This is a genomic window from Micromonospora sp. NPDC048169 (assembly GCF_040652815.1).
Lineage (GTDB): Bacteria > Actinomycetota > Actinomycetes > Mycobacteriales > Micromonosporaceae > Micromonospora.
Genome location: NZ_JBEZMS010000027.1, coordinates 48,823 through 67,700, shown reverse-complemented (window position 1 = coordinate 67,700; position 18,878 = coordinate 48,823). Strand labels below are relative to the sequence as shown.

Sequence of the window (18,878 nt, the reverse complement as noted above, 5' to 3'; positions counted from 1 at the left end):
TCGTCCACTCCAATCGGTCGGTCAGATGGGGTCGTTTGCAAGCCTCGCGTCATCCGCTGCTGGTGCTGGCTGTAAGCAGATCGGGCAGAAGCTTGCGCAGCAGGGCGTACGTGGCAGGGGTCAGGTCTTCCGGCACCTCGGCCTCGCGGACCCGCATCAGCTCGCCCAGCAGATTCCGCAGCTCAGCGGTGTGTCCCTCGGCGTGGGCGGCCCGCATGATGTCGTGCCACGGTCCGTCGTCGCCGCGCTCCGGGTCGGCCAGCCAGGCCTGCTGTACGGCCCACCGAGCACCGGTCGGGTCACCGGCATCGAGGTACAGCTCGGCGAGTTCGTGCGCGGTGTCCACGATCGCGGAGGTGAGGTGACCCGGGTAGATGTCGGACTCGGGCAGCCAGGTGAACGGGTTGCGGGTGCCCACGGCGTAGGCGCGCTCGGCGCCGTCGAGCGGTGCGCCTCGGACGAGCTCCAACGCGGCACGTAGGTCCTTGACGCCGGCCACTCCGCGGCTCTCGCCGCGACTGCGCAGTCGGCGGAACAGATGCCAGTCCAGCAGGTAGCCGTCGCGCAGTCGATAGAGCCGATCGGAGCCCATCTCGGGCAGCCAGGAAGTGCCGTCAGGCGCTTCGCCCAGCCAGCGGCGGGCTCGCGTGATGGCCACCCGGCGGCTGGCGTCCTTGACCTGCTGGTCGGGCCACAGCGCGTCGGTGAGCTGCTCGGCGGAGGCTCCACGGGCTCCTCGCTGGGCGAGGTAGACGATGAGCTCGCCGTGGAAGCGCCGACGCTGGTCTGGAACCGGGCCGGGCGCGTCAACGACGACAGGCCCGAGCACGCCGATGCGCGGGCGAGTCGGGTCCTGCTCGCGCCAGGACCGCAGATCAGTGTCGAGATCCGGGTCGGCCTGGCGGCGTCGTTGGCGGATCGCAGCGGTGACCTCTCGGCGCGGGGTGACGCCGGCTGTGCGAGGTCGGTCCAGGGTAGGTATGGCGACGATGGGATCCGCCGGTGCCGACAGGCGGGTTTCGGCCGGGGCCGTTCTCGGGGTCGATGGCTCGCCACCGGTGAGGAGGTCGAGCACTGAACCGGCGGCGTCGCTGTCCTGCGCCCACTCCTCCGGCTCCGGGGCCCGCGGGGTCGATTCGTCAGTCGCGGCCCGTGCCTGCGCCATGATCTCGACGAGCGGCTCCAGTTCGCGTACAGGTAGGCCGGCTGGTGCCCCCTCGACCTGGAGGTATGGCAAGGCGAGGTGGAGGCGGCCGTCCCCGTCGAGAACGACGGTGTTCGAGGCGGTAGCAGCGCGGGCGGCGGTGGTGCTGACGACGGCGACGGCGCATCTGCCGACGCCGCGCAGCGCCTTTCCGAATTCGTGGAGCACGTCGAGGTCGTCCTCGTCGGGCTCGGCGACGAGCAGCACCTGGGGCGCCCAGGCCTCGCCGACGTCGGTGAGGCGACCGGCGAGGGTGTCGGGCGCCCCGGACGCGTGCAGGCCGGCCGTCACCGCGGCGGCCCGCCGTCGCAGCCGTGGGACGGCCTCGTGAACCGACGACGCCGCGCGGACCCGGTCGGGGTTGAGGGCGACGAGCAGTTCGGTCTCCGGCGCAGGGAAGCCGGCGATGATGACCTCGACATCGTCTGACCAGGTGTTGCAGGCGAGTTCGCAAGCCAGGTAGCGCAGCAGGGCAGCGGTCTGTTCACCGTCGCCGGCGATGGTCAGCTCGCCGAGCCGTTCGAGGTCGAGCAGCAGATGCCGACCGGGCTGCGATCCGACCGCAACAAGTGTGGGCAGCGGTGCGAGCTGCTCTGCGACGGCCGGCACAGCCGCGTCCCCGGGAAGCGTCCAGTGAGCGCCGTCCTCGACCCACGGTGAGGGTGGCTGAGGGCAGGGCTCGACGATCACGAGCGTGACGGCCTGGTCGACGATCCAGGCTGCGGCGATGTCCGGCACTGGCTGTTCCCGCTCCGCCAGCGCCGCGGCGAGGCTACGCAGGGCGAGGTCGAGCCGGTCGACGTCGGCGGGTTGCTCGGCCACGCGCAGGATGCGTTCCGTGGCGCCACCGCGAGGGTGCGGTAGTCGGCGGCCGGGCCGGCGGTGCTGCCTCTGACTGCGTCGACGGCGGAACACTGCGGTTAGCAACAGCGCTGAGAGCAGACCCGCTCCGGCGAGTGATCCCAACACGATGGCGTCGCTGGCGCTGTCCTCGCCCGCCGGCCCGGGCTCGCGTGCCGGATCTGCCGCCCCGGACTCGACGCTTGGACGTGCAGTCGTCGAGGACGAGCTGGCTGAAGTGGGTGGCGTCGGAGCATCGCTCGGTCGAGCCTGCGCGGATGAAGTTGGGGGGATCGGCTCGCTCCCGCCGCGGTCCGGCGAACGGGAGGAGGGCGGCTCACCCTCGGCCTCGGTCTCCGGAACGCTCGGCGCCGGCTCGCTGCCGGCTTCGGGAGCACTCGGGGTGGGCCGGGTGCGGCTATCGACAACGACCCGGCCCCGGGCGTGGTCGCCGGCGCCGCGATCGCGAGCCTCCGCCGGCAGCGTGATCCGCCACCCGCGTTCAATATGGTCAGGGAACCGGTAGTCACGCCGCTCAAGGTCGGAGTTGATGGCCACGAGTTCCGGGTAGCGGTCGGCGTCACCGAGGAAACGCTCGGCGACACCGGCCAGCCAGTCGCCGCGCGCCACCTCGTAGACGAGCCGTTCCGGTGCCTGCATGGTCTTGGCCACCAGGGACGAGACGATCGGGATCCGGAGCGTCCAGCCGGCGTACACCCGGGTGTTGCCGGGCTGGAGGCTGCGGCCGTCCGGCTGCGCGAGGCCGTGGTTGGCCTCGGCCAGGCGTTGCCAGGGCACGTTGTGCGCCTCAGCGATGTCGAGCAGGCTCTCCCCGCGCTCGACCGGATGTTCCACATACCCGGTGGTGGTCGTGGCCTCCACCGGCGCGGTGGGTTTGGCCACTACGTGGTCGGAGCGGGGTGCTGCCACCGCCGGGGTGGTGAGGGCGGCCGGCGCGGCGGCAGAGGCCAGGGTCGGCGCGGCGATGGCGCCGAGAATGGCCGCGATCAACGCGGCGGCCACGCGTTGCTGGAACCGTGCCCCCGGGATCCGGGCGGCGTTGCGCGGCACCTGTCCCCGACGGCGTGCGCGCAATTGCGCGACAGTCTCCACCACCAGGGCGACCAAGAAGGTGACCCAGGTCCACGCGGCCAGGAGCGCTGCGATCCAGCCGATCAGCGTCAACGTCTGCAGGAACAGGTCCCCGTCGTCCCGGCTGCTGAGCGCCTGCCAGATCTGGCCGGCGGCAGCACCCGGATCGTTCGTGAGCGTCGAGAGCCATGTGCCCAGTCGGGGCAGCGGGTTGCCGGCGGCCCAGATGAGCAGTGCGGGCAGGGCAGCGGTCACCGCGACCACGGCGAGCGCGCCGACGCCGGCGAGCACTTGCTGGCCGCGGCCGGTGGCGGGTGTGGTGCGTGCCACTGTTGCTCCTTCGCGGGCTGCTATTGCGCGATCAAGGTGGCGGTCGCGCGGCCGGTCACGGTCGTGCCTGCTCCCCCGGCAAACAGGTCGAGCAGGATCGGGTTGTAGGTGACCGTGACGGTCACGGTGAGCTGCTGCGCGCCGTCGACGGTGACCGAGCCGGTGACCCCGTCGAGGTCGTCGAGGTACGCCTGTACGGCGTCGGCGGCGACTGAGGGCTCGATCTCCTTGTTGCCGCCGTCGATGGCCTGGCCGGCCTTGATCGCCTGCCCGCCGGCGCGGGCCGCCTCGGCGGCGATGTTGTCGGCGCGCTGGTAGGCCCGCACCTTGGCGCCGCCGTCGACGACGAGGCCGATCAGGGCGAGGAAGGCGGGCACGAGGACGGCGAACCAGACCGTGACCCGGCCGTCGTCGCCGCGCAGGCGTCGGCGGAGGGCGGTCACGTTCTGCTCCGGTACGTGTCGAGTGGGCTGGTGAAGGAGGCCTCGAGTGGCACAGTGCCGGGCATGCCGGGTAGCGCCACATCCGAGAACGTCGCGGTGCAGCTGACCGTGGCGGTCACTGTGGCGGCCTGCCCGACCGGCACGTCGAACCCGGAGGTGGAGATGGTGACCTCCAGGCTGGTGCAGCTCAGTCCCTGGGCGTCGAGCGTCGAGCCCGCGGCGGCCAAGGCCTGCGCGTTCGCCTCACCGGCGGTACGTGCCAGCGACGCGGTGCGTGCGGCGTCGTACGCGGCCGCTTCGAGCGCCTGGCGGGCGATGTTGACCCTGCCGCCGATGACGGCGCCGGCGAACAGCGCCAGGATGGCCGGTGCGACCACGGCCATCTCGATGCTCACCGAGCCGCGCTGCGCGCGGTTCCGCCGGGTGCTCATGGCGCGGTCGGCCGCTCGACGGGACCGTGCGCGGTCTTGCTGATCGTCCAGTTGAGCCCGGGAAACACGGTGATTGCCTTACCGGTGACGGTGACCCGCACCTCCGACCCAGTGCGGGTGACGACGACCTGCTGGTTGTCCAGCCCAGCACCGGCGGTCGAGAGGAAGGCGGCGGCACGTGCCTCACCGGCCGCGGCCGTCGACTGGTAACCCCGTGCGGCGTTCACGCCCTGGGTGGCTGCGCCCAGCGCGATCGACTGGGCGAAGTAGACCAGCCCGGTCTGCACGACGGCGAAGGTCAGCAGGAGCATCGGCAGCGCGATGACGGCGAACTCGACCGGCGAGCCGCCCCGATCGTGGTGCCACCGGGCGGCCCGCCCGCGCCGGGTGGGACGCGGACGGGCGGTGGCGAGGGGCTGCGTCACGGCTGCGTCGGGATGAGCGCGACCCAGCCGTTGGCGACGGCAACGATCGCCCCGGCGACGACAACGGCACCGGCGACGAGGATCGCGGTGATGACGGCGGTGCCGACCGGGCTGTCACCGCGCTCGGCCTCGGCCGGGTCGGTCATGCGCTGCCAGTTTGTGGCCAGCTGCGCGAGGAAGTCGTGGATGGTGTGCATGGCGGTTCCCTCCGTGTGGGTGGTGCCGGTGTCAGCGGACGAACAGGCGGGCCATGAACGGGTAGCCGATGAGGACGAGGAGCACGAGGATCAGCGCGGCGGCGGGGATGTCGAGCTTGTTGGTGCGTAGCTCCGCCTGGGCGAGGGCCTCGGTGCGGATCCGGTCCCGCATCGAGTCGGCCCGGGCGCGCAGCGTCTGGTGGACGCTGGCGCCTTCGTTGCCGGCGGTGCGCATGATGTCGGCCAGGTCGCCGAGCTCGATGACCTCGATGTCCCGGCCGAGGGCCTTCAGCTCGTCCCACGGCGGCCGGAGCTGCAGCTGGGCGCCGAGCAGGGCCTCCCGGATGCGGGCGAAGACCCAGCCGTGGCAGACGCTGGCGGCGCGGTCGAGCGACTCGACCGGGCCGTGTCCGCCGAGGACCTGGTGGGCGGCGAGGTCCAGGTAGGTGCACATGGCGCGGCTGAACTCGGCGCGGGCGACGGCGGCTTTGGCGACGACCTCCCGGTGGGCCAGCGCCGCGCCGGCCAGCGCGGCGGCGACAGTCCCGCCCGCCGGGATTACGACCGGAATCGGTACGCGTAGCGCCGCGACCGCGATGGTGATGAGCGCCGGCAGGATGAGGCAGAACAGCGCCGACAGCCCGAGCGTGAGGAAGTACTGGTCAGTGCTGCGGCCCAGCAGCCGCAGGTCGGCGTGCGGCACGGTGAGTCGGCGCCGCAGCCAGTTGACGCCGGTCGGTGCAGTGTTCGTCGCGGTCAGCGGCTGGAGGCGCCGAAGCGCCGGGCCGAGCGCCGGTGGGGCGGGGATCAGTTGCACGACCAGCAGGAACACCCCGAGGCCGGTCATCGCGCCGGCGATGACCATGGCGGTGACGTAGCCGTTGGTCATGCCGCCGCTCCGAGCGTCTGGACCTCGGCCGGCGGAAGCAGCCGCTCCCGCCGGGGCGGCAGGCTGAGCTTGCGTACCGAGGTCATGAGCACGACGTAGAGGCCGGCGAGGAACAGCAGCACGAGCTGGCCGAGCACGCTGCCGTACGGCTGGAGGTAGTGCGGGTTGATCACCCCGTACGCCAGCACCAGGACGGTCATGCCGGTCAGGAACCGCACGGCGAAGCGTGGGCCCTCGCGCTTGGCGTCGACGGTCGAGCGCATCTCGATCTCGGCGGCGATGGACCGGCTGATCGCGTTCAACACCTCATGCAGGCCTTCGCCGCGGTCCGTGACGTGAAGCATCAACGGCGCGATGACCTGATCGGCGGTGTAGTCGTTGAGGTCGTCGGCCATCTGTTGCAGCGCGGCGATCGGATCGCCGCTGCCCTGCAGACGCCCGGCCAGGTCACGGACCTCCTGCTCGATGAGCTGCGGCGCGGTCGCGGCGGTCGCAACGACGGCCTGCTGCAGGCCGATGCCACGGGCCACGATGTCGGCCAGGCGGCGGGTCCAGGCCTCGACGGCTTCCAGGCGGGCGACGGCCTGTTTCTCGGCACGACCGGCGGCGAACAGCCACGGTACGCCGGGAACGGCGACGCCGATGATCACGCCGGCGGCGGGCCAACCGGTCAGCAGCCAGGTCAGCGCGCCGGCAACGACCGACGTCACCACCTTGATCTGGTGGGCGCGTTGTTCCCGGCGGGTGCGTCCCGACCCGGTCCACCAGCGGCGTGCCTGCTGGTGCAGCGCCGATGGCGGCCGGGGTGGCCGGGTGGTCCCGACGACGCCGAGGACGCCGACGACCGCGCCGGAGACGGCGAGCATGCCCGCCAGCACGGCGGCGAGGTCGAGCGGGCTCATGGCCGCCTCGCCAGGGTGTCGAGCTGGCTGCTCCAGGCGCCGTAGTTGTGCTCGCCCTGCTGGATGTAGCCGGTGAGCTGGCGGGGGTCGTAGCCGACCCGCAGCAGCGGTTCGCGTAGCCGTTCCGGCAGGTGCCGTGGCACGCCGCGTCCGTCCGGGCCCGGGCCGAAGATCTGGGTGGTGACGAGCTGGTCGCCGCTCATTCCGCCCACCTCGAGCACGTCGGAGACGTACCGGTGCTTGCGGCCGCCGAGCTTGGTTTCGTCCTCGACGCTGACGTACACGATCAGGTCGATCGCGCCGGCAGCCATCCGCCGCGCCAGCTCGGCGGTCATCTCGGGCCCGTGCTGCAGGGCCAGCTCGATGACGCGGTCCATCACGGCGCGGGGGTGCCGGGCGTGGATGGTGCAGAGGGAGCCTTTGCTGGTGGCCATGGCCTGCAGCATCGGCACGATTTCACGGGAGCGGACCTCGCCGACGATGATCCGTTGCACGGACATCCGCAGCGTCAGCGGGATCATGTCCATGATCGTGACCTCGCCGGCGGGCCGACCGTCGGCGCCTCGGGAGCCGTGGCCCTCCCGGGATTCGAGGCTCATCGCCCAGCGGTGCCGCCCGGTGGTGTGCAGACCGAGCTCGCGGGACTCCTCCAGGGTGACGAACTGCTCGCGGTCGGGGATCTCCTGGGCCAGGCCGCGTAGCAGGGTGGTCTTCCCTGCGTCGGCCAGCCCGGCGACCATGATGTTGAGACCGGCGGCCATGGCGGCCTTGAGGAACCGGCAGATCAGGTCGTCGACGGCGCCGTACCGGTCGCGGAGGTCCTCCAGGCTGACGTCCATCAGCGTGTGGCGACGGATGGCCGCGTAGGGACGCACCGACACCTGCATGAGGACGGTGAGCCGGCTGCCGTCGGGCAGTTGCATGTCCAGCCACGGCTTGGTCGAGGACAGCGAGCGCTCGGTCGCGCCGGCGCGCATGGCCAGGACCTGGAACATGTCGACGAGTTCCTTGTCGGTCTCCGCGACCGGCTCGCCGACCGTGATCCGCCCGTCGGTGTGCTCGATCCGGACGTTGTCGCAGCCGAGGATGTGAATGTTCACGATGTCCGGCCGGTCCAGCAGCTGCTGTAGTCGGCCGAGGCCGAACATGTCCGCGGCGACCGCGTCGAGCAGCGCATGTTCCTCCGCCTGCGAGATTGGTTGGCCGGCCTGGTGCAGCGTGTCCACGTGCTCCCGGACGAGACGGGCCGCGATGCGCTCCGCCTCGGCCTGGCGGTGCTCGGTGGAGACATTGGGCGTCTCCCGAAGCGCCGCGGTCAGCTCCGCGCTGACCCGGGCGCGCAGCATTCGCACCGCCGCGTAGTCGATGGTCTGCGGCTGATCGACGGCCGGCAGCCGAGGTGCTTCCGGGGACGTGCCGTTGGTCGGCCAGCGGTGGCCGTTGGCGGCGACGCGGTCGACCGCTGCCGGCCGGGCCGGGCGGCTGTGTCGGCGCTCGTCAGGCACGGCCACTCCCCCTCGATGCTGTCGGAGCCAGGTGTACGCGCCGCCGCGCGATCACCTCGCGTACGGCCGACTCGGCGCTCGCCGCGGCGCGCAGCAGCTGCTGGCTGCCGCGCAGCCGGCCGCCGCCGTCGCTCAGAACCTCAGCCGTACGCCGGTCGTCGGGCAGCTCGACCACCGTCGGCAGTTGCAGCCGCTGCTCGATCTCCCGCCGGCCGTAGGGGCCGTCACCGATCAGCGCCAAGGCGAGCGCTCCCGTCCCCTGGCCGTGCTGCGTCAGCTCCCGCCGCAGCAACTCCGCCGCGCCGACGGCCGGCGCGATGGTGCGCAGGGTCGCCGCGCGTACGACGAGCAGCACGAGGTCGGCGCGGAACAGCAGCGGCCACGGCGGCGCGTTGGTGGCCAGCCGCCCGCAGTCGGCGATGACGTCATAGCCGGGGTCACTGCGCTCCAGACCGGCGAAGTACTCGCCCAGCATCTCCCAGGTGGGCCGCAGCGTTCCGGCCTGGACCGCGTCGTTGATGCCGGGCAGGAGGAGTCGTCGGCCCGGATCCCGTGCGTCGAGGTCGACGAGCTGGTCGGCGAACGTCTCGGCGAGCTGGTCGCGGAGGGCAGCCGCGGCAAGCGGCAGTAGCCCGACGGGTGGGATCTCGAGGCGGGACAGGTAGCCGCTGAGGACGCTGCCGCCGGCGGGATCACACTCGGCCAGCACCGTGCGTTCTCTCCAGGCAAGCGTGCAGGCGAGTGCCGTGGTGGTGACGCCGGGCGAGCCCTTAGCCGAAACCATCGCGATGATCGCCACGTCAGCCCCCCGTGGTCAGGGCGACGACGATCCGACCGGCCGCCGCGCGTGAGGCGACGAGCGGCCCGTCGCGTTCGGCCACGGCGACGTTGAGCAGCGTCGTGCCTTCCCTGATGCCGGCGTGCACGTCCACGACAGTGGCGTTGATGCTGATCGGCGCGGTGGCGTTCGGCTGCTGGTTCGGGACTGGGCCGCTGTCAGCGGTCACGACGAGCAGCACCGCGGCGCCGGGCTTGACGCGATCGGCGGGCAGGCGCTCCGGCGGCAGACTGAGGCCCACCAGCTGCTTGCCCTCCCCAGGTACAGCTCGGTCGGTGAGCTGGGCCCGCGTCAACAGGGTGCCGGGCACCAGCGCGACGGCCGCGAACTTGCCGACGATCTGGTCGGCGGCGCTCGCCTCGATCGGCTTGAGCGTCGGGTCGACGGTGATCCGTACGGTGCTGAGATCGGACCGCTCGATGGTCGAGCCGACCTCCACGGTGGCGCTCACCGCCAGGTACTCCGCTGTGGTGCCGACCTTGCGCAGCACGGCGACCGCGATCAGCCCGCCGGCGGCGACCAGCGCCACGGCCAGCCAGACCAGCGCCGGACGCCAACGACGCTGCGGCGCGACGCGGGGCACGGCGTAAGGGGCATTGACCGGCGAGGCGGTGCGGCCAGCCTTGGGCGGCGCACTGGTCATGACGTGATCACCTGCAGTTCGTCGATGTCGATCGTGGTGCTGGAGGACAGGTCGATGGACTGGGAGCCGGTGCTGCCGCCGCCGCTCCAGGTGACGAGCCACGTCGTTGTGGCCGTGACGGTGTAGCGGCCGCCCGCGAAGGTGCTGCTGGGCTGGCGGTAGCCGTCGTATCCACAGTCCGGCGACCGCCTGTTGCCGAACGAGGGCTGGTACGGGGTGCCGGGCTTGGTGCAGGTGACGGACTGCCCGTCGCCCATGTCCCACACGACCATCTGCGCCCGCGCGGTCGCGGTAACCGACCGTCCCGGCACTGCGGCCGTACGGGTAACGGGTCCCCAGGTGCTCGGGCTCACCCGGTTCCAGAGCCAGATCGGCAGCCCGACGAGGCCGGCGCCGTCGATGCGCGGGGCGATCCCGATGTCGGGACCGTCGAGGTTCATCTGGGCGATGGCTCGCTGCGCCAGCTCCTGGTAGCTGGGCAGGATGCCGGCGGGCGGCTCCGGCGACCAGGCCGTCGTCTGCGAGGCGATGCCGCCGTAGACGCCACAGGTGCGGATGCTCCAGTAGCCATCGGTCCGACCGCCGGATGGTGGCGGAACCCGCCTGACGTAGCAGGACCCGTCCCACACCCCGAAACTGTCGACCACGCACGGCACGGTCCGTCCCTCGTAGCGGCAGCCCTGCCCGGCGCCGCCGCTGTCACCACCGCCGTCGTTACCGCCGCCTCCGGTGCCCGGCTTCTCCACCACCCAGTAGCAGTTGCCCAGCGCGTCGCAGTGCTCGTAGTCGGCGTGTGCGACGTCGGGCGCCAGCAGCGCGCCGGCGCCGACCGCCAGGAGCAGCGCCACGAGCCTCCGGATCAGCATGGCCGTTCCCGTTGGGCGTTGACCTCCCGGATGCGCCACTGACCGTCGTCGAACAGCTCCGCCTTGGCGGTCACCACGTACCTCGTGGCCTGACCGTCGGTGCGTACCGATCTGCCGGTCTTCTTGGAGACCACGTCCCACGTGCCGGTGTCGAAGCAGTCCTCGATCTCGGCGGTGAAGGGACGGCGGCTCGTGTCGACACTGCGTACGGTGGGCGTCGAGGACGGTTCGCCTTCCGTGATGAGTCCCTGCTGGAACTTGATCAGCAGGTCCTGGCGCACGGTCGGCAACGCCGGGTCGGCCACGAACCTGTCGAGCTTGGCGTTGTAGTCACCCTTGTTCGACGCGGTGACGTAGGCCCGAACGTAGTTCCGGTAGGCCGCCAACGCGGCCGCGCTGGCTGCGGTGTTCTCGGCGCCGGCCGTCGAAGAGGGCGCTGCAGACGACGATGACGTCGTGGGGCTCGGCGTCGCGTCCGGCTTGTCGTTACCGCAGCCAGCAACGCCGGCGACGATGACGGCGAGCCAGGCGGTAACGCGGACGTCAGCCCGCCGGATCCTGCTTACCGTTGCGGTCAACGTGATGCCTCCCGTTGGTGACGGACGCGCGGCTCGGGCTCCTGTCGCGGCTACGCTGCCGGCAGATGCGGAGAAGCGGCTCGTTGCCGCGAGCGCGGCGACTGACTCTGGGGTGCCCGGTCCGGATCGTTGACCGGCCCGAGCAGCCCAGCGTCCCCCTCCGAGCATCGGCGTCGGGCAAGGCCGGCTTCCCGACATCGATGAACCTCCCCCTGGCGAGTTGGCCGATCACAACCCTGACCAGCCAACGCAACGGGTGTTGAGCAGATTGCATCGCCACTCAACGTCCGTTGCTCCAAACAGGAGCGAGCATACGCTCACGTTCCGTGCATGTGTCAACATCTGTTTTGTTGGCGCTTGCATCTGCGACACTGTCGTTTAGTCGCTGGAGGGTGATGAGTCATGGTCGACGATCGGCATGTGGGGCAGCAGCTGCCATCCCTCGACACACTGGCCGCCCGGCTGGAGTACCTGTTCGACCGGATCCGGCCGGCCCCGGAGGAACTCGGCGAGTCCGACGAGCCCGGCCGCCGGTACACCAACAAGGAGATCGCCGACAAGATCAACGCGAATGCCGCCTCGACTGGTGTCTCGATCAGCGCGGCCTACATCGGAGAGTTGCGGCGCGGCGTGGCCAGCGATCCTCGCACCTCCCACGTACGCGCCCTGGCTGCCGCCTTTGGTGTGAGCTCCGGCTACTTCGTCGACGACGCGGCGGCACGACGCATACAGGAACAGATCACGCTGCTCAGCGAGCTGCGTCGGATGGACGTCAAGCAGGTGGCGCTGCGCCAGGTACTCGCCGACAACGGATTGTCCGCGCGGGACACGCAGCTCATCGAGCAGATGGTCGCCCGATTGCGCGCCGTCGCCGAAGCGGCCAGCCCGGACGAGACCAACACCGCGCCAGACGATCGCAGATAGCCGTGTTGATCCTTCGGTGGCAGTACGCCGATGAGCGGGGGAACCCTGACGTGAACTTGCACCGTCTACGCAAACGCTGCGAGCAGATAGCCGCGGAGGTGGAGATACCGAAGCCGTTCGACATCCAGCGGCTGTGCGACCTGCTCGGAGAGCGGCGTGGCAGACCCATCCATCTGGTGCCGATCCGGCTCCCCGCCCTCACGGTCTGCGGCATGTGCGTACCGACCGGCGACTTCGACGCCATCTTCTTCGAGCAGGACACCTCTCCCCTGCATCAACTGCTGATCATCGGTCACGAGCTGGGGCATCTGCTCGCCGGCCACCAGACGACCGAGATCCTGGACCCGGAAGCCTCCCGACTGCTCCTGCCCGACCTGGACCCGCAACTGGTCCAGCGCAGCCTCGGCCGGAGCAACTACGCAGCCGCCGAGGAACGCGAGGCCGAGATGATCGGCTCACTGCTGCTGCGCCGGGCACGCGCCGGCCGCGTCGTCGAGCCCGACTCGCCGCTGGACAGCCGGCACACCGAGTTGTACGGCCGACTCCGGCACTCTCTGGAACACCCCGACTGGTAGACGAGATGGACACCATCCTGTACGCCGTGTGCGCGGTCGCCGGCTGGTTCGCCTTCGGTTACATGCTGCGGCTCCAGCGACGGCAGCCGAGTCAGGTCCGCGGCGCGATCTGCGTGGCGCTCGGCGCCTTCGCCGCCGGCATCACGCTCGCCATCCCACCCATCGCGGCCGGCATCGACGACGCGTCCGGGCTACCGAACCTAGCCAAGGTGATGTCCCACGGCTGTGCCATGACGATCGCCGCGAGCGCCGAGAACATGCTCCTTCACCTGTCCCTACCGCCGGCGAAGGCAGCAGCCCGCAGCCGGATCTGGGTATGGGTCACCGGCAGCGCCTTCCTCGCCATGGTCGCCCTGTTCACCTACACGCTCACCTACGACAAGCCGGTGCTCCTGACCGTCGAGTACGCCAGAGACCCGGCCGTTACCGCCTATCTGCTGATCTTCATGCTGGTCGGCTTCTTCGCCTACTGCACCGACATCGCCCGGCTGTGCTGGCGATTCGCTCGCATCTGCGGGCGGCCGTGGCTGCGTCGTGGTCTCCGCCTCACCGCCGTCGGCGCCGCCTTCGCGCTGCTCTACAGCACCAACAAGATCGTCTACCTCATCGCCTACTGGTTCGGCCACCAACCAGCTGGCGAACGGGAGATCGCCGCCGTCCTTGTCACCATCGGCGCGCTGCTCATGATGATCGGTCTCACCATGCCGGCATGGGGCCCGATCTTCACCATCACCCGACGCTGGGACGACTACCGCTCGTACCGCCAGCTCGAACCGCTGTGGCGGGACCTCGTCGCCGCCCTGCCGGAGCTCGAACTCGACCCCAGCCTGCGGCGTCCGCTCGGCGCCGTCCGCGACATCGACTACGCCCTGACCCGCCGGGTGGCCGAGATCCGCGACAGCCGCCTGGCCCTTCGCCCGTACATGGACGTCAAGGTGACGGAGCTGGCCGAGCAGTTCGCCGAGCAGGCCGGCATGAGTGCTGACGAGCAGCGAGCCAACGTCGAGGCAGCCCACCTTGCCTGCGCCCTACGTCGGCACCGGGCCGGGCTCATGGCTGCAGTCCCCCAGCCGGCCGACCAGCTGTACCGCCCGGAAGGCGGCTACGCCGGCGAGATCGGATGGCTGGCGCAGGTCACCACTGCCTACACCCGATCCCCCGTGGTGGCCCGGACGCTCGTCGCGGCCCGGCTCGCGGCCGCCCAGGATGCCGCGAACCCCCGGGTTGGAGATGCAGCACGATGAGAAAGCGCTACGCCAACCTGGCCCGCATCCGCACGCTGGACCCCGAGCGCGACTGGCTGGAGATTTACCAGACCATGCTGCGGCTGGAGTTCCCCTGGGACATGAAGCTGGGGCTGAACCTCGCGTTCAACCGGTCGTTCTCCATCCCGGCCATCGCCGCGGTGCACACCGCCACCGGCGAGCTGACCGAGCGCACGCAGAAGCGCATCGACGACACCGGCCTGCTGATGTACGAGATGGTGCTCAACGGCTTCGACCAGCCGCGTGGTCGGGAGGCGCTGCGCCGGGTCAACCAGATCCACCGCCCGTACAACATCCCAAACGAGGACTACCTGTACGTGCTCGGCTGCCTGGTGGTCATTCCGACGCGGTGGCTCGAACGGTACGGCTGGCGTCGGCCTTGCTGCCACGAGCGGCGGGCGACCTTCCTGTTCTACCGGGAGTTGGGCCGGCGGATGGGGATCAGCGACATCCCCGACTCCTACGAGGAACTCGAGGTCTGGTTCGACGCGTACGACGCTGCTCACCTGACGCCCAACGACGACGCTGCAGCGATCGAGCGCGCGACCCGGTCGCTGCTGCTTGGCCGGATCCCCCGGCTTCTCGCGCCGCTGGGCGACGAGCTGGTCAGTGCGATGTACGACGTACGCCTGCGGGAGGCAATCCAGGTAGCTGCACCCTCCTGGCCAGTCAGGGTTGGCCTAGCCGTCGCACTGAAGGGGCGCTCCTGGCTCCAGCGCTGGCTTGGCAAGCCTCGAGCGGAAGGGCTCTTCACCAATGGAATCGCGACCAAGAGCTATCCCAACGGGTATGAGATCGGGCAACTTGGCCCAGTCCACCCCACGTTTCGTTGGACTACACCCACCGATGATCAGGCCTCTTGAGCGGCACCTTCGGTCGATGTAGAACCAAGACAATCCTGAAACCCTCTGCACAGGCGAAGTAACTTGGAGTGTGGCGGCTTGTCTCAGAGCGTTCCCCCACCAGACGGCATCGAATCGGCCGAGATGGCTGAGGCCGGGGCATCCCTCAGGAAGAGCTCGCGGCTTAACCTGAGCCGGGGATGGTGGCAAGGAGTTGGCGCCTTGGTCGGCTTAGCTGGCGTGATCGTGAGCGTCATCGGCATAGCAGCGGCATGCAACACGGACAAACAATCCACTGCGCCATCCAATAGCACAGTGGTGCAAAATCAGGAGATCACTGGCAACGATAACTGCATCGGACAAGGCACTGGCAACACTATCGTCTGCCCGCCGAAAGCCAGATCTTTCGGTAACGTCACCCTGGAAAGTCACAAGATTATCACGGCCTTTTTTGCTGGCCCACCGGATCAGCTTCCGGTGCCGCCAGCCTACCCAGTCGAAGCCACTCAAGGGCATTGTGACGAATGGCGAGAGTGGCTAGCGAGCGATTCTCGGATTTACATGACGAGCCCCATTTTCGAGATCGGAATGACGGCTGGCCACGACGATTTGGTGGTGGTTAAGGATGTCAGAGTAGAGATATTCAAGCGGACACCGGCGACGCCGGGCACGACAATCAAATGCCTCTACGGCGGCGGCTCGAATGCCGGAGTTAATGTCTACGTCGACACCGCCGCCCAGCGCACGACCTTTCAGCCGTTCGAGAGCGACGAGGTCACAGAGATGCCGCCGGGCTCCCTCACGCTAGGACAGGGAGATGCAGGTTTTTCGAACGCGGCGGTTATGGTCAAATCAATGGATGGCTTCCTTTACGAAGGACGCCTCGTAGTCGAGGCCATCGTGAACAACAAGCCAGAAACTATTAGGTGGGGCAGCCAACAGCAGCCTTTTCGATGGCTGTCCGACGAGAGTGGTCAGTTCACAGCCGAATATGGCAAGGAATGGGACTGGAACCCTGTAACTGCAAGATGGGTGCAAGGGCTAGATCCATTCAACCTCAATAAGTGATCGCCACCAGCCTGCAACTCCGCGATGCGAGACGACGCCGGGCAGCAGTCTCCACCCTTCGGCATGGAGGCCGACCGAATCACCATCTCAAGTAGAACAACGAATCCACGTCGTCGATTGAATTGAGTGGCACACGCTGGCGGCAGAAGGCACTACTGTTGTAGCGGCCTGCGGATGGCAGCGACCTGTCGGCTCCAGCCGCTGACGGCAATCACCTTCACGACGTCGCCGGTCTTCGGTGCCTGAACGAGATACTGCCGACCGCTCCGGTCAGCGCCGATGTACATCCCGACATGGCCCGGCCGGGACATCGTGCCGTCGGAGCCCGGGATGAAGATCAGATCACCGGGCTGCATCGCCGCCAGCGACGAGACAGCGAGGCCAGTGTGCACCTGGTCCGCGGTCACCCGAGGGATCCGGACACCGCCCTTGGCCCAGGCAGCCATCATCAGGCCCGAGCAGTCGTAGCTGTCGGGCCCTTCGGCGCCCCAGACGTATGGCTTGCCTCGCTGGGCCAGCGCGAACGCGACAACGGCCCGGAGTTGCGGGTCCGCCGGCAGTATGAAGCCCTCGGGAAGACCCTCGTCGTCCATCGGCGGCATCCCGTCACCGCCGTCACTGGTACAGCCGATGCCCAAGCCGTCGCTGGTCACCGCGACGAGCTGCTCGGCCTCCGTCTGCCATCTCGCGTACGCATCAGGGAACGCCGAACGCTGCACCGCTTGCGCCGCCTGGGGGAGGGGCATGGTCTGCCAGCCGTCGATGTCGAGCAGGCGCTCGTAGAACTTCCGGCTGGCGTATTGCGGATTCAGGATCTGCTCGGGTGTCCCCCAGCCCTGGCTGGGACGCTGCTGGAACAGGCCGAGTGAGTCGTGGTCGTTGTCCGCGCCGAGGTGGCCGAGGTTACGCAGGGTGGATTCCTGCATCGCGGTGGCGACGGCGATTTCCCAGCCGTAGCGCGGCACATTCAGCTCAGCGCCGACGGCGACGATGGCGGCGGCATTGGCGACCTGCTCGGAGGTCCACGAGCCCTGCTCGGGCAAGACCGGCGCCGTGGCTGTCGCATCGGGCGAGGTGCTGGGTGGGCTGATGGTGCAGGCCATTGCGGGGTCTGCGCTCAGGATCGAGACCGGGACCATTACGACCAGCGCCATCGACGCCAGCACAACAGCGACGAGTCCGCCCACAACGATCAGCCAACGGCGGGTCATCGCAGGCCGGCCAGGCGGATCTCGTAGCTGGTGACTCGCCAGCCTGGACCGACAGCGCCGCCGCGGCGCAGGGCGCAGTAGACGACGCTGTGTTCGGTCCGACCGCGCCAGCCACGTTCTCCCACCTGGGTCGCATTCACCTGGCAGGCCCGCCGAGCGGTGATCCCGCCCTCGGTGGCCGGTGGCACGTCGGCGAAGGGCGTCACGAGGGCCTGGATGTAGGCGCGGTGAGCGGTCCAGATCGTCCAACGGCCGTCATGGTCGGCTGCGGCGCTCTGGCCGACCAGGGTGCCGCTGGCGAATCGCATGGCCCGCCGATAGGCGTCGCCCGGTCGCGCGTCGCGGCGGGTGTCGGCGCTGTAGAGGGACATTACGAACCGTTGGCACACCTGGCCCGGGTCTACATACCAGAAGCCGGGCTGTGTGGGCGGCGGCACCGGGACCGCCACGATGGTCGGCCTGGGAACGGACGAGCCGCCAGCGCTCGGTTCGGGCGGTGTCGGCTCGGTCTTGGCAGGGCAGCCGGTAACGGCCAGCGCCATGATCACTTCCGCCGCGACTCGTTGTGGCGCATTCATGGCACGACCCTGTCGGGCCGTCGGGGCCGTTACCGCTGCCGTCGGCTGCAAGCAGCAGCGGTAGCGGAGAAGGCCACTCCGGCATCAACTCTGCCGTCAGCAGCTCCTAGCCAGCGTCCGTGGCAGACGCCCGCCCGGGTGTCCTGACCGTCAGGAGATTGCTGTGCTTGCTCACCACCTCGCCGGCGCCGCGGCCGAGCTGTTGGCCGCTCCGACTCCGGCTCCTCTCCCTCCCCCGGGTCTGGAGAGCGCCGGCAACATGTTCATCGGCTGGATGAAGTGGATCCTCATCGTGGCCGGCGTCGGTGGCCTGCTCATCTGCGGGATCATGATGGCCGTCGGTCGACGCAACCGGTCGGCATTCGCTGCCGACGGCGCCGCCGGCATCCCGTGGGTGCTGGCGGGGTTGACGTGCGGGGCGGTCGCCGCGGTCGTAGTCGGCACGGTTATCCCGGGCTGAGCCATGACCTACGACGTCATCGACCGTGCCCGCCGCGCCACGCGCCGCCGGCTCACCACCATCTGCCTGACCGCGGTGGCACTCAGCGCTGCCGTGGCCGTCGCCGTTGTCGCCACCACGACCCCGAGCCGGCCTGCCGACTCACCCCCGGGTCGCGCGACGTCGACCTTCGCCGTCACCGGCGCGACCCCCGGTAGCGAGACGCAGAGGCTCACCGATCTCGAGTGGTTCGACGTCGCCGGTGTCTCGGTGCCCGTGTCGAGCCGCTCCGGCCCTCGCATCACCGATGGAGGGCAGGCTCGCGGGTTCGCGCACGACCAGGTCGGTGCGCTGCTCGCCGCCGTGCACATCGTCGTACGCATCAACCCGCAGGTCGGCCCGGCCGTCTTCGGACCGACGCTGCGCGACCAGGTGGTCGGGCCGCATGCGGCCGCGATGCGGGTCCAGGTCGCGCAGGCGTACGACGAGCTCCGCGCACAACTGAGCGGACAGCCTCTCGGACGCTTGACCGCCATCCTCCAGGGCTACCGCATCGTCAGCTACCACGATGACGAGGCGGCCGTACGGCTGCTGACTGAGGCGCCGGCCGCCAACGGCGTACCCCTGCTGGTGGTCGCCGAGGTGCGCGTGCGCTGGACCGGCTCCGACTGGGCGCTGCTGGCGCCCGCCGGCGGGACGTTCGAGCAGACCGTGATGACGGCGTCGGACGCCGATACCGCGACGTTCCTTCGCTTCACCGTAGGTGGGTGACCTGATGCCGCTCTGCAATCCG

21 protein-coding genes are annotated in these 18,878 nt (G+C 69.8%); 7 read left to right on the top strand and 14 right to left on the bottom strand.

Features of this window, described 5'->3' with window-relative positions:
- Positions 1 to 49: 49 nt before the first annotated feature.
- The 12 genes from AB0D28_RS21840 to AB0D28_RS21785 are packed head-to-tail and all read right to left on the bottom strand — an operon-like array spanning position 50 to position 10,991.
- Entirely contained in the window at positions 50 to 3,466 is a 3,417-nt protein-coding gene (locus tag AB0D28_RS21840; protein WP_357388384.1) for a LysM peptidoglycan-binding domain-containing protein, read from the bottom strand.
- A gap of 20 nt (positions 3,467 to 3,486) precedes the next feature.
- Positions 3,487 to 3,909 (bottom strand): TadE/TadG family type IV pilus assembly protein, encoded by a 423-nt coding sequence (locus AB0D28_RS21835; protein WP_209961287.1) that lies wholly within the window; start codon positions 3,907 to 3,909, stop codon positions 3,487 to 3,489.
- Positions 3,906 to 4,340 carry a TadE family protein gene (locus AB0D28_RS21830; RefSeq protein ID WP_357388382.1) on the bottom strand — a complete coding sequence of 145 codons (435 nt, stop codon included), beginning with the start codon at positions 4,338 to 4,340 and terminating at the stop codon, positions 3,906 to 3,908. Before AB0D28_RS21830 ends, AB0D28_RS21835 begins: the two co-directional genes overlap by 4 nt.
- Positions 4,337 to 4,765, bottom strand: a complete 429-nt coding sequence (locus tag AB0D28_RS21825) for a TadE family protein (RefSeq protein WP_357388380.1) — start codon at positions 4,763 to 4,765, stop codon at positions 4,337 to 4,339. The genes AB0D28_RS21830 and AB0D28_RS21825 overlap by 4 nt, the downstream gene beginning before the upstream one ends.
- Positions 4,762 to 4,962, bottom strand: a complete 201-nt coding sequence (locus AB0D28_RS21820) for a hypothetical protein (protein ID WP_209964527.1) — start codon at positions 4,960 to 4,962, stop codon at positions 4,762 to 4,764. The genes AB0D28_RS21825 and AB0D28_RS21820 overlap by 4 nt, the downstream gene beginning before the upstream one ends.
- Positions 4,963 to 4,993: 31 nt before the next feature.
- The gene (locus AB0D28_RS21815; protein ID WP_269700323.1) at positions 4,994 to 5,851 is read right to left on the bottom strand and encodes a type II secretion system F family protein; all 858 of its coding nucleotides are present in this window, start codon (positions 5,849 to 5,851) and stop codon (positions 4,994 to 4,996) included.
- The gene (locus AB0D28_RS21810; RefSeq protein ID WP_357388377.1) at positions 5,848 to 6,753 is read right to left on the bottom strand and encodes a type II secretion system F family protein; all 906 of its coding nucleotides are present in this window, start codon (positions 6,751 to 6,753) and stop codon (positions 5,848 to 5,850) included. Before AB0D28_RS21810 ends, AB0D28_RS21815 begins: the two co-directional genes overlap by 4 nt.
- A complete protein-coding gene (locus AB0D28_RS21805; RefSeq protein WP_357388376.1) occupies positions 6,750 to 8,258 on the bottom strand; it encodes an ATPase, T2SS/T4P/T4SS family in 1,509 nt (502 codons plus the stop codon). Before AB0D28_RS21805 ends, AB0D28_RS21810 begins: the two co-directional genes overlap by 4 nt.
- Positions 8,251 to 9,057, bottom strand: a complete 807-nt coding sequence (locus AB0D28_RS21800; protein WP_357388374.1) for a ParA family protein — start codon at positions 9,055 to 9,057, stop codon at positions 8,251 to 8,253. The genes AB0D28_RS21805 and AB0D28_RS21800 overlap by 8 nt, the downstream gene beginning before the upstream one ends.
- A gap of 1 nt (position 9,058) precedes the next feature.
- A complete protein-coding gene (locus AB0D28_RS21795; RefSeq protein ID WP_357388372.1) occupies positions 9,059 to 9,679 on the bottom strand; it encodes an SAF domain-containing protein in 621 nt (206 codons plus the stop codon).
- Between the two features lie 56 nt (positions 9,680 to 9,735).
- Entirely contained in the window at positions 9,736 to 10,605 is an 870-nt protein-coding gene (locus AB0D28_RS21790) for a hypothetical protein (RefSeq protein ID WP_357388370.1), read from the bottom strand.
- Complete coding sequence (locus AB0D28_RS21785; protein WP_357388368.1) at positions 10,599 to 10,991, bottom strand: hypothetical protein; 393 nt, start codon at positions 10,989 to 10,991, stop codon at positions 10,599 to 10,601. Before AB0D28_RS21785 ends, AB0D28_RS21790 begins: the two co-directional genes overlap by 7 nt.
- A 594-nt stretch (positions 10,992 to 11,585) precedes the next feature.
- Here AB0D28_RS21785 and AB0D28_RS21780 point away from each other — a divergent pair.
- The 5 genes from AB0D28_RS21780 to AB0D28_RS21760 all read left to right on the top strand — a co-directional run bounded on the left by AB0D28_RS21780 (position 11,586) and on the right by AB0D28_RS21760 (position 15,857).
- Positions 11,586 to 12,107: a hypothetical protein gene (locus AB0D28_RS21780; RefSeq protein ID WP_357388366.1), complete on the top strand. Its 522-nt coding sequence runs from the start codon at positions 11,586 to 11,588 to the stop codon at positions 12,105 to 12,107.
- Between the two features lie 50 nt (positions 12,108 to 12,157).
- Positions 12,158 to 12,682, top strand: coding sequence for a hypothetical protein (locus AB0D28_RS21775; RefSeq protein WP_357388364.1), 525 nt, complete (start codon positions 12,158 to 12,160; stop codon positions 12,680 to 12,682).
- A gap of 5 nt (positions 12,683 to 12,687) precedes the next feature.
- Positions 12,688 to 13,926 carry an MAB_1171c family putative transporter gene (locus AB0D28_RS21770; protein ID WP_357388362.1) on the top strand — a complete coding sequence of 413 codons (1,239 nt, stop codon included), beginning with the start codon at positions 12,688 to 12,690 and terminating at the stop codon, positions 13,924 to 13,926.
- Entirely contained in the window at positions 13,923 to 14,810 is an 888-nt protein-coding gene (locus AB0D28_RS21765) for an oxygenase MpaB family protein (RefSeq protein ID WP_357388361.1), read from the top strand. The genes AB0D28_RS21770 and AB0D28_RS21765 overlap by 4 nt, the downstream gene beginning before the upstream one ends.
- A gap of 123 nt (positions 14,811 to 14,933) precedes the next feature.
- Complete coding sequence (locus AB0D28_RS21760; RefSeq protein WP_357388359.1) at positions 14,934 to 15,857, top strand: hypothetical protein; 924 nt, start codon at positions 14,934 to 14,936, stop codon at positions 15,855 to 15,857.
- 152 nt (positions 15,858 to 16,009) lie between these two features.
- Here the strand turns inward: AB0D28_RS21760 and AB0D28_RS21755 are convergent, their stop codons facing one another.
- Together AB0D28_RS21755 and AB0D28_RS21750 are read right to left on the bottom strand one after the other, a co-directional pair.
- Positions 16,010 to 17,011 carry a C40 family peptidase gene (locus AB0D28_RS21755; protein WP_357388357.1) on the bottom strand — a complete coding sequence of 334 codons (1,002 nt, stop codon included), beginning with the start codon at positions 17,009 to 17,011 and terminating at the stop codon, positions 16,010 to 16,012.
- Between the two features lie 53 nt (positions 17,012 to 17,064).
- Positions 17,065 to 17,646, bottom strand: coding sequence for a hypothetical protein (locus AB0D28_RS21750; protein WP_357388355.1), 582 nt, complete (start codon positions 17,644 to 17,646; stop codon positions 17,065 to 17,067).
- 259 nt (positions 17,647 to 17,905) lie between these two features.
- On the opposite strand from AB0D28_RS21750, the gene AB0D28_RS21745 reads away from it, so the two are divergent.
- On the top strand, positions 17,906 to 18,106 hold the full coding sequence (locus AB0D28_RS21745) for a hypothetical protein (RefSeq protein WP_227457385.1): 201 nt from the start codon (positions 17,906 to 17,908) through the stop codon (positions 18,104 to 18,106).
- Positions 18,107 to 18,109: 3 nt separating this feature from the next.
- Positions 18,110 to 18,856 (top strand): hypothetical protein, encoded by a 747-nt coding sequence (locus tag AB0D28_RS21740; protein ID WP_357388353.1) that lies wholly within the window; start codon positions 18,110 to 18,112, stop codon positions 18,854 to 18,856.
- The last annotated feature ends 22 nt before the right edge of the window (positions 18,857 to 18,878 follow it).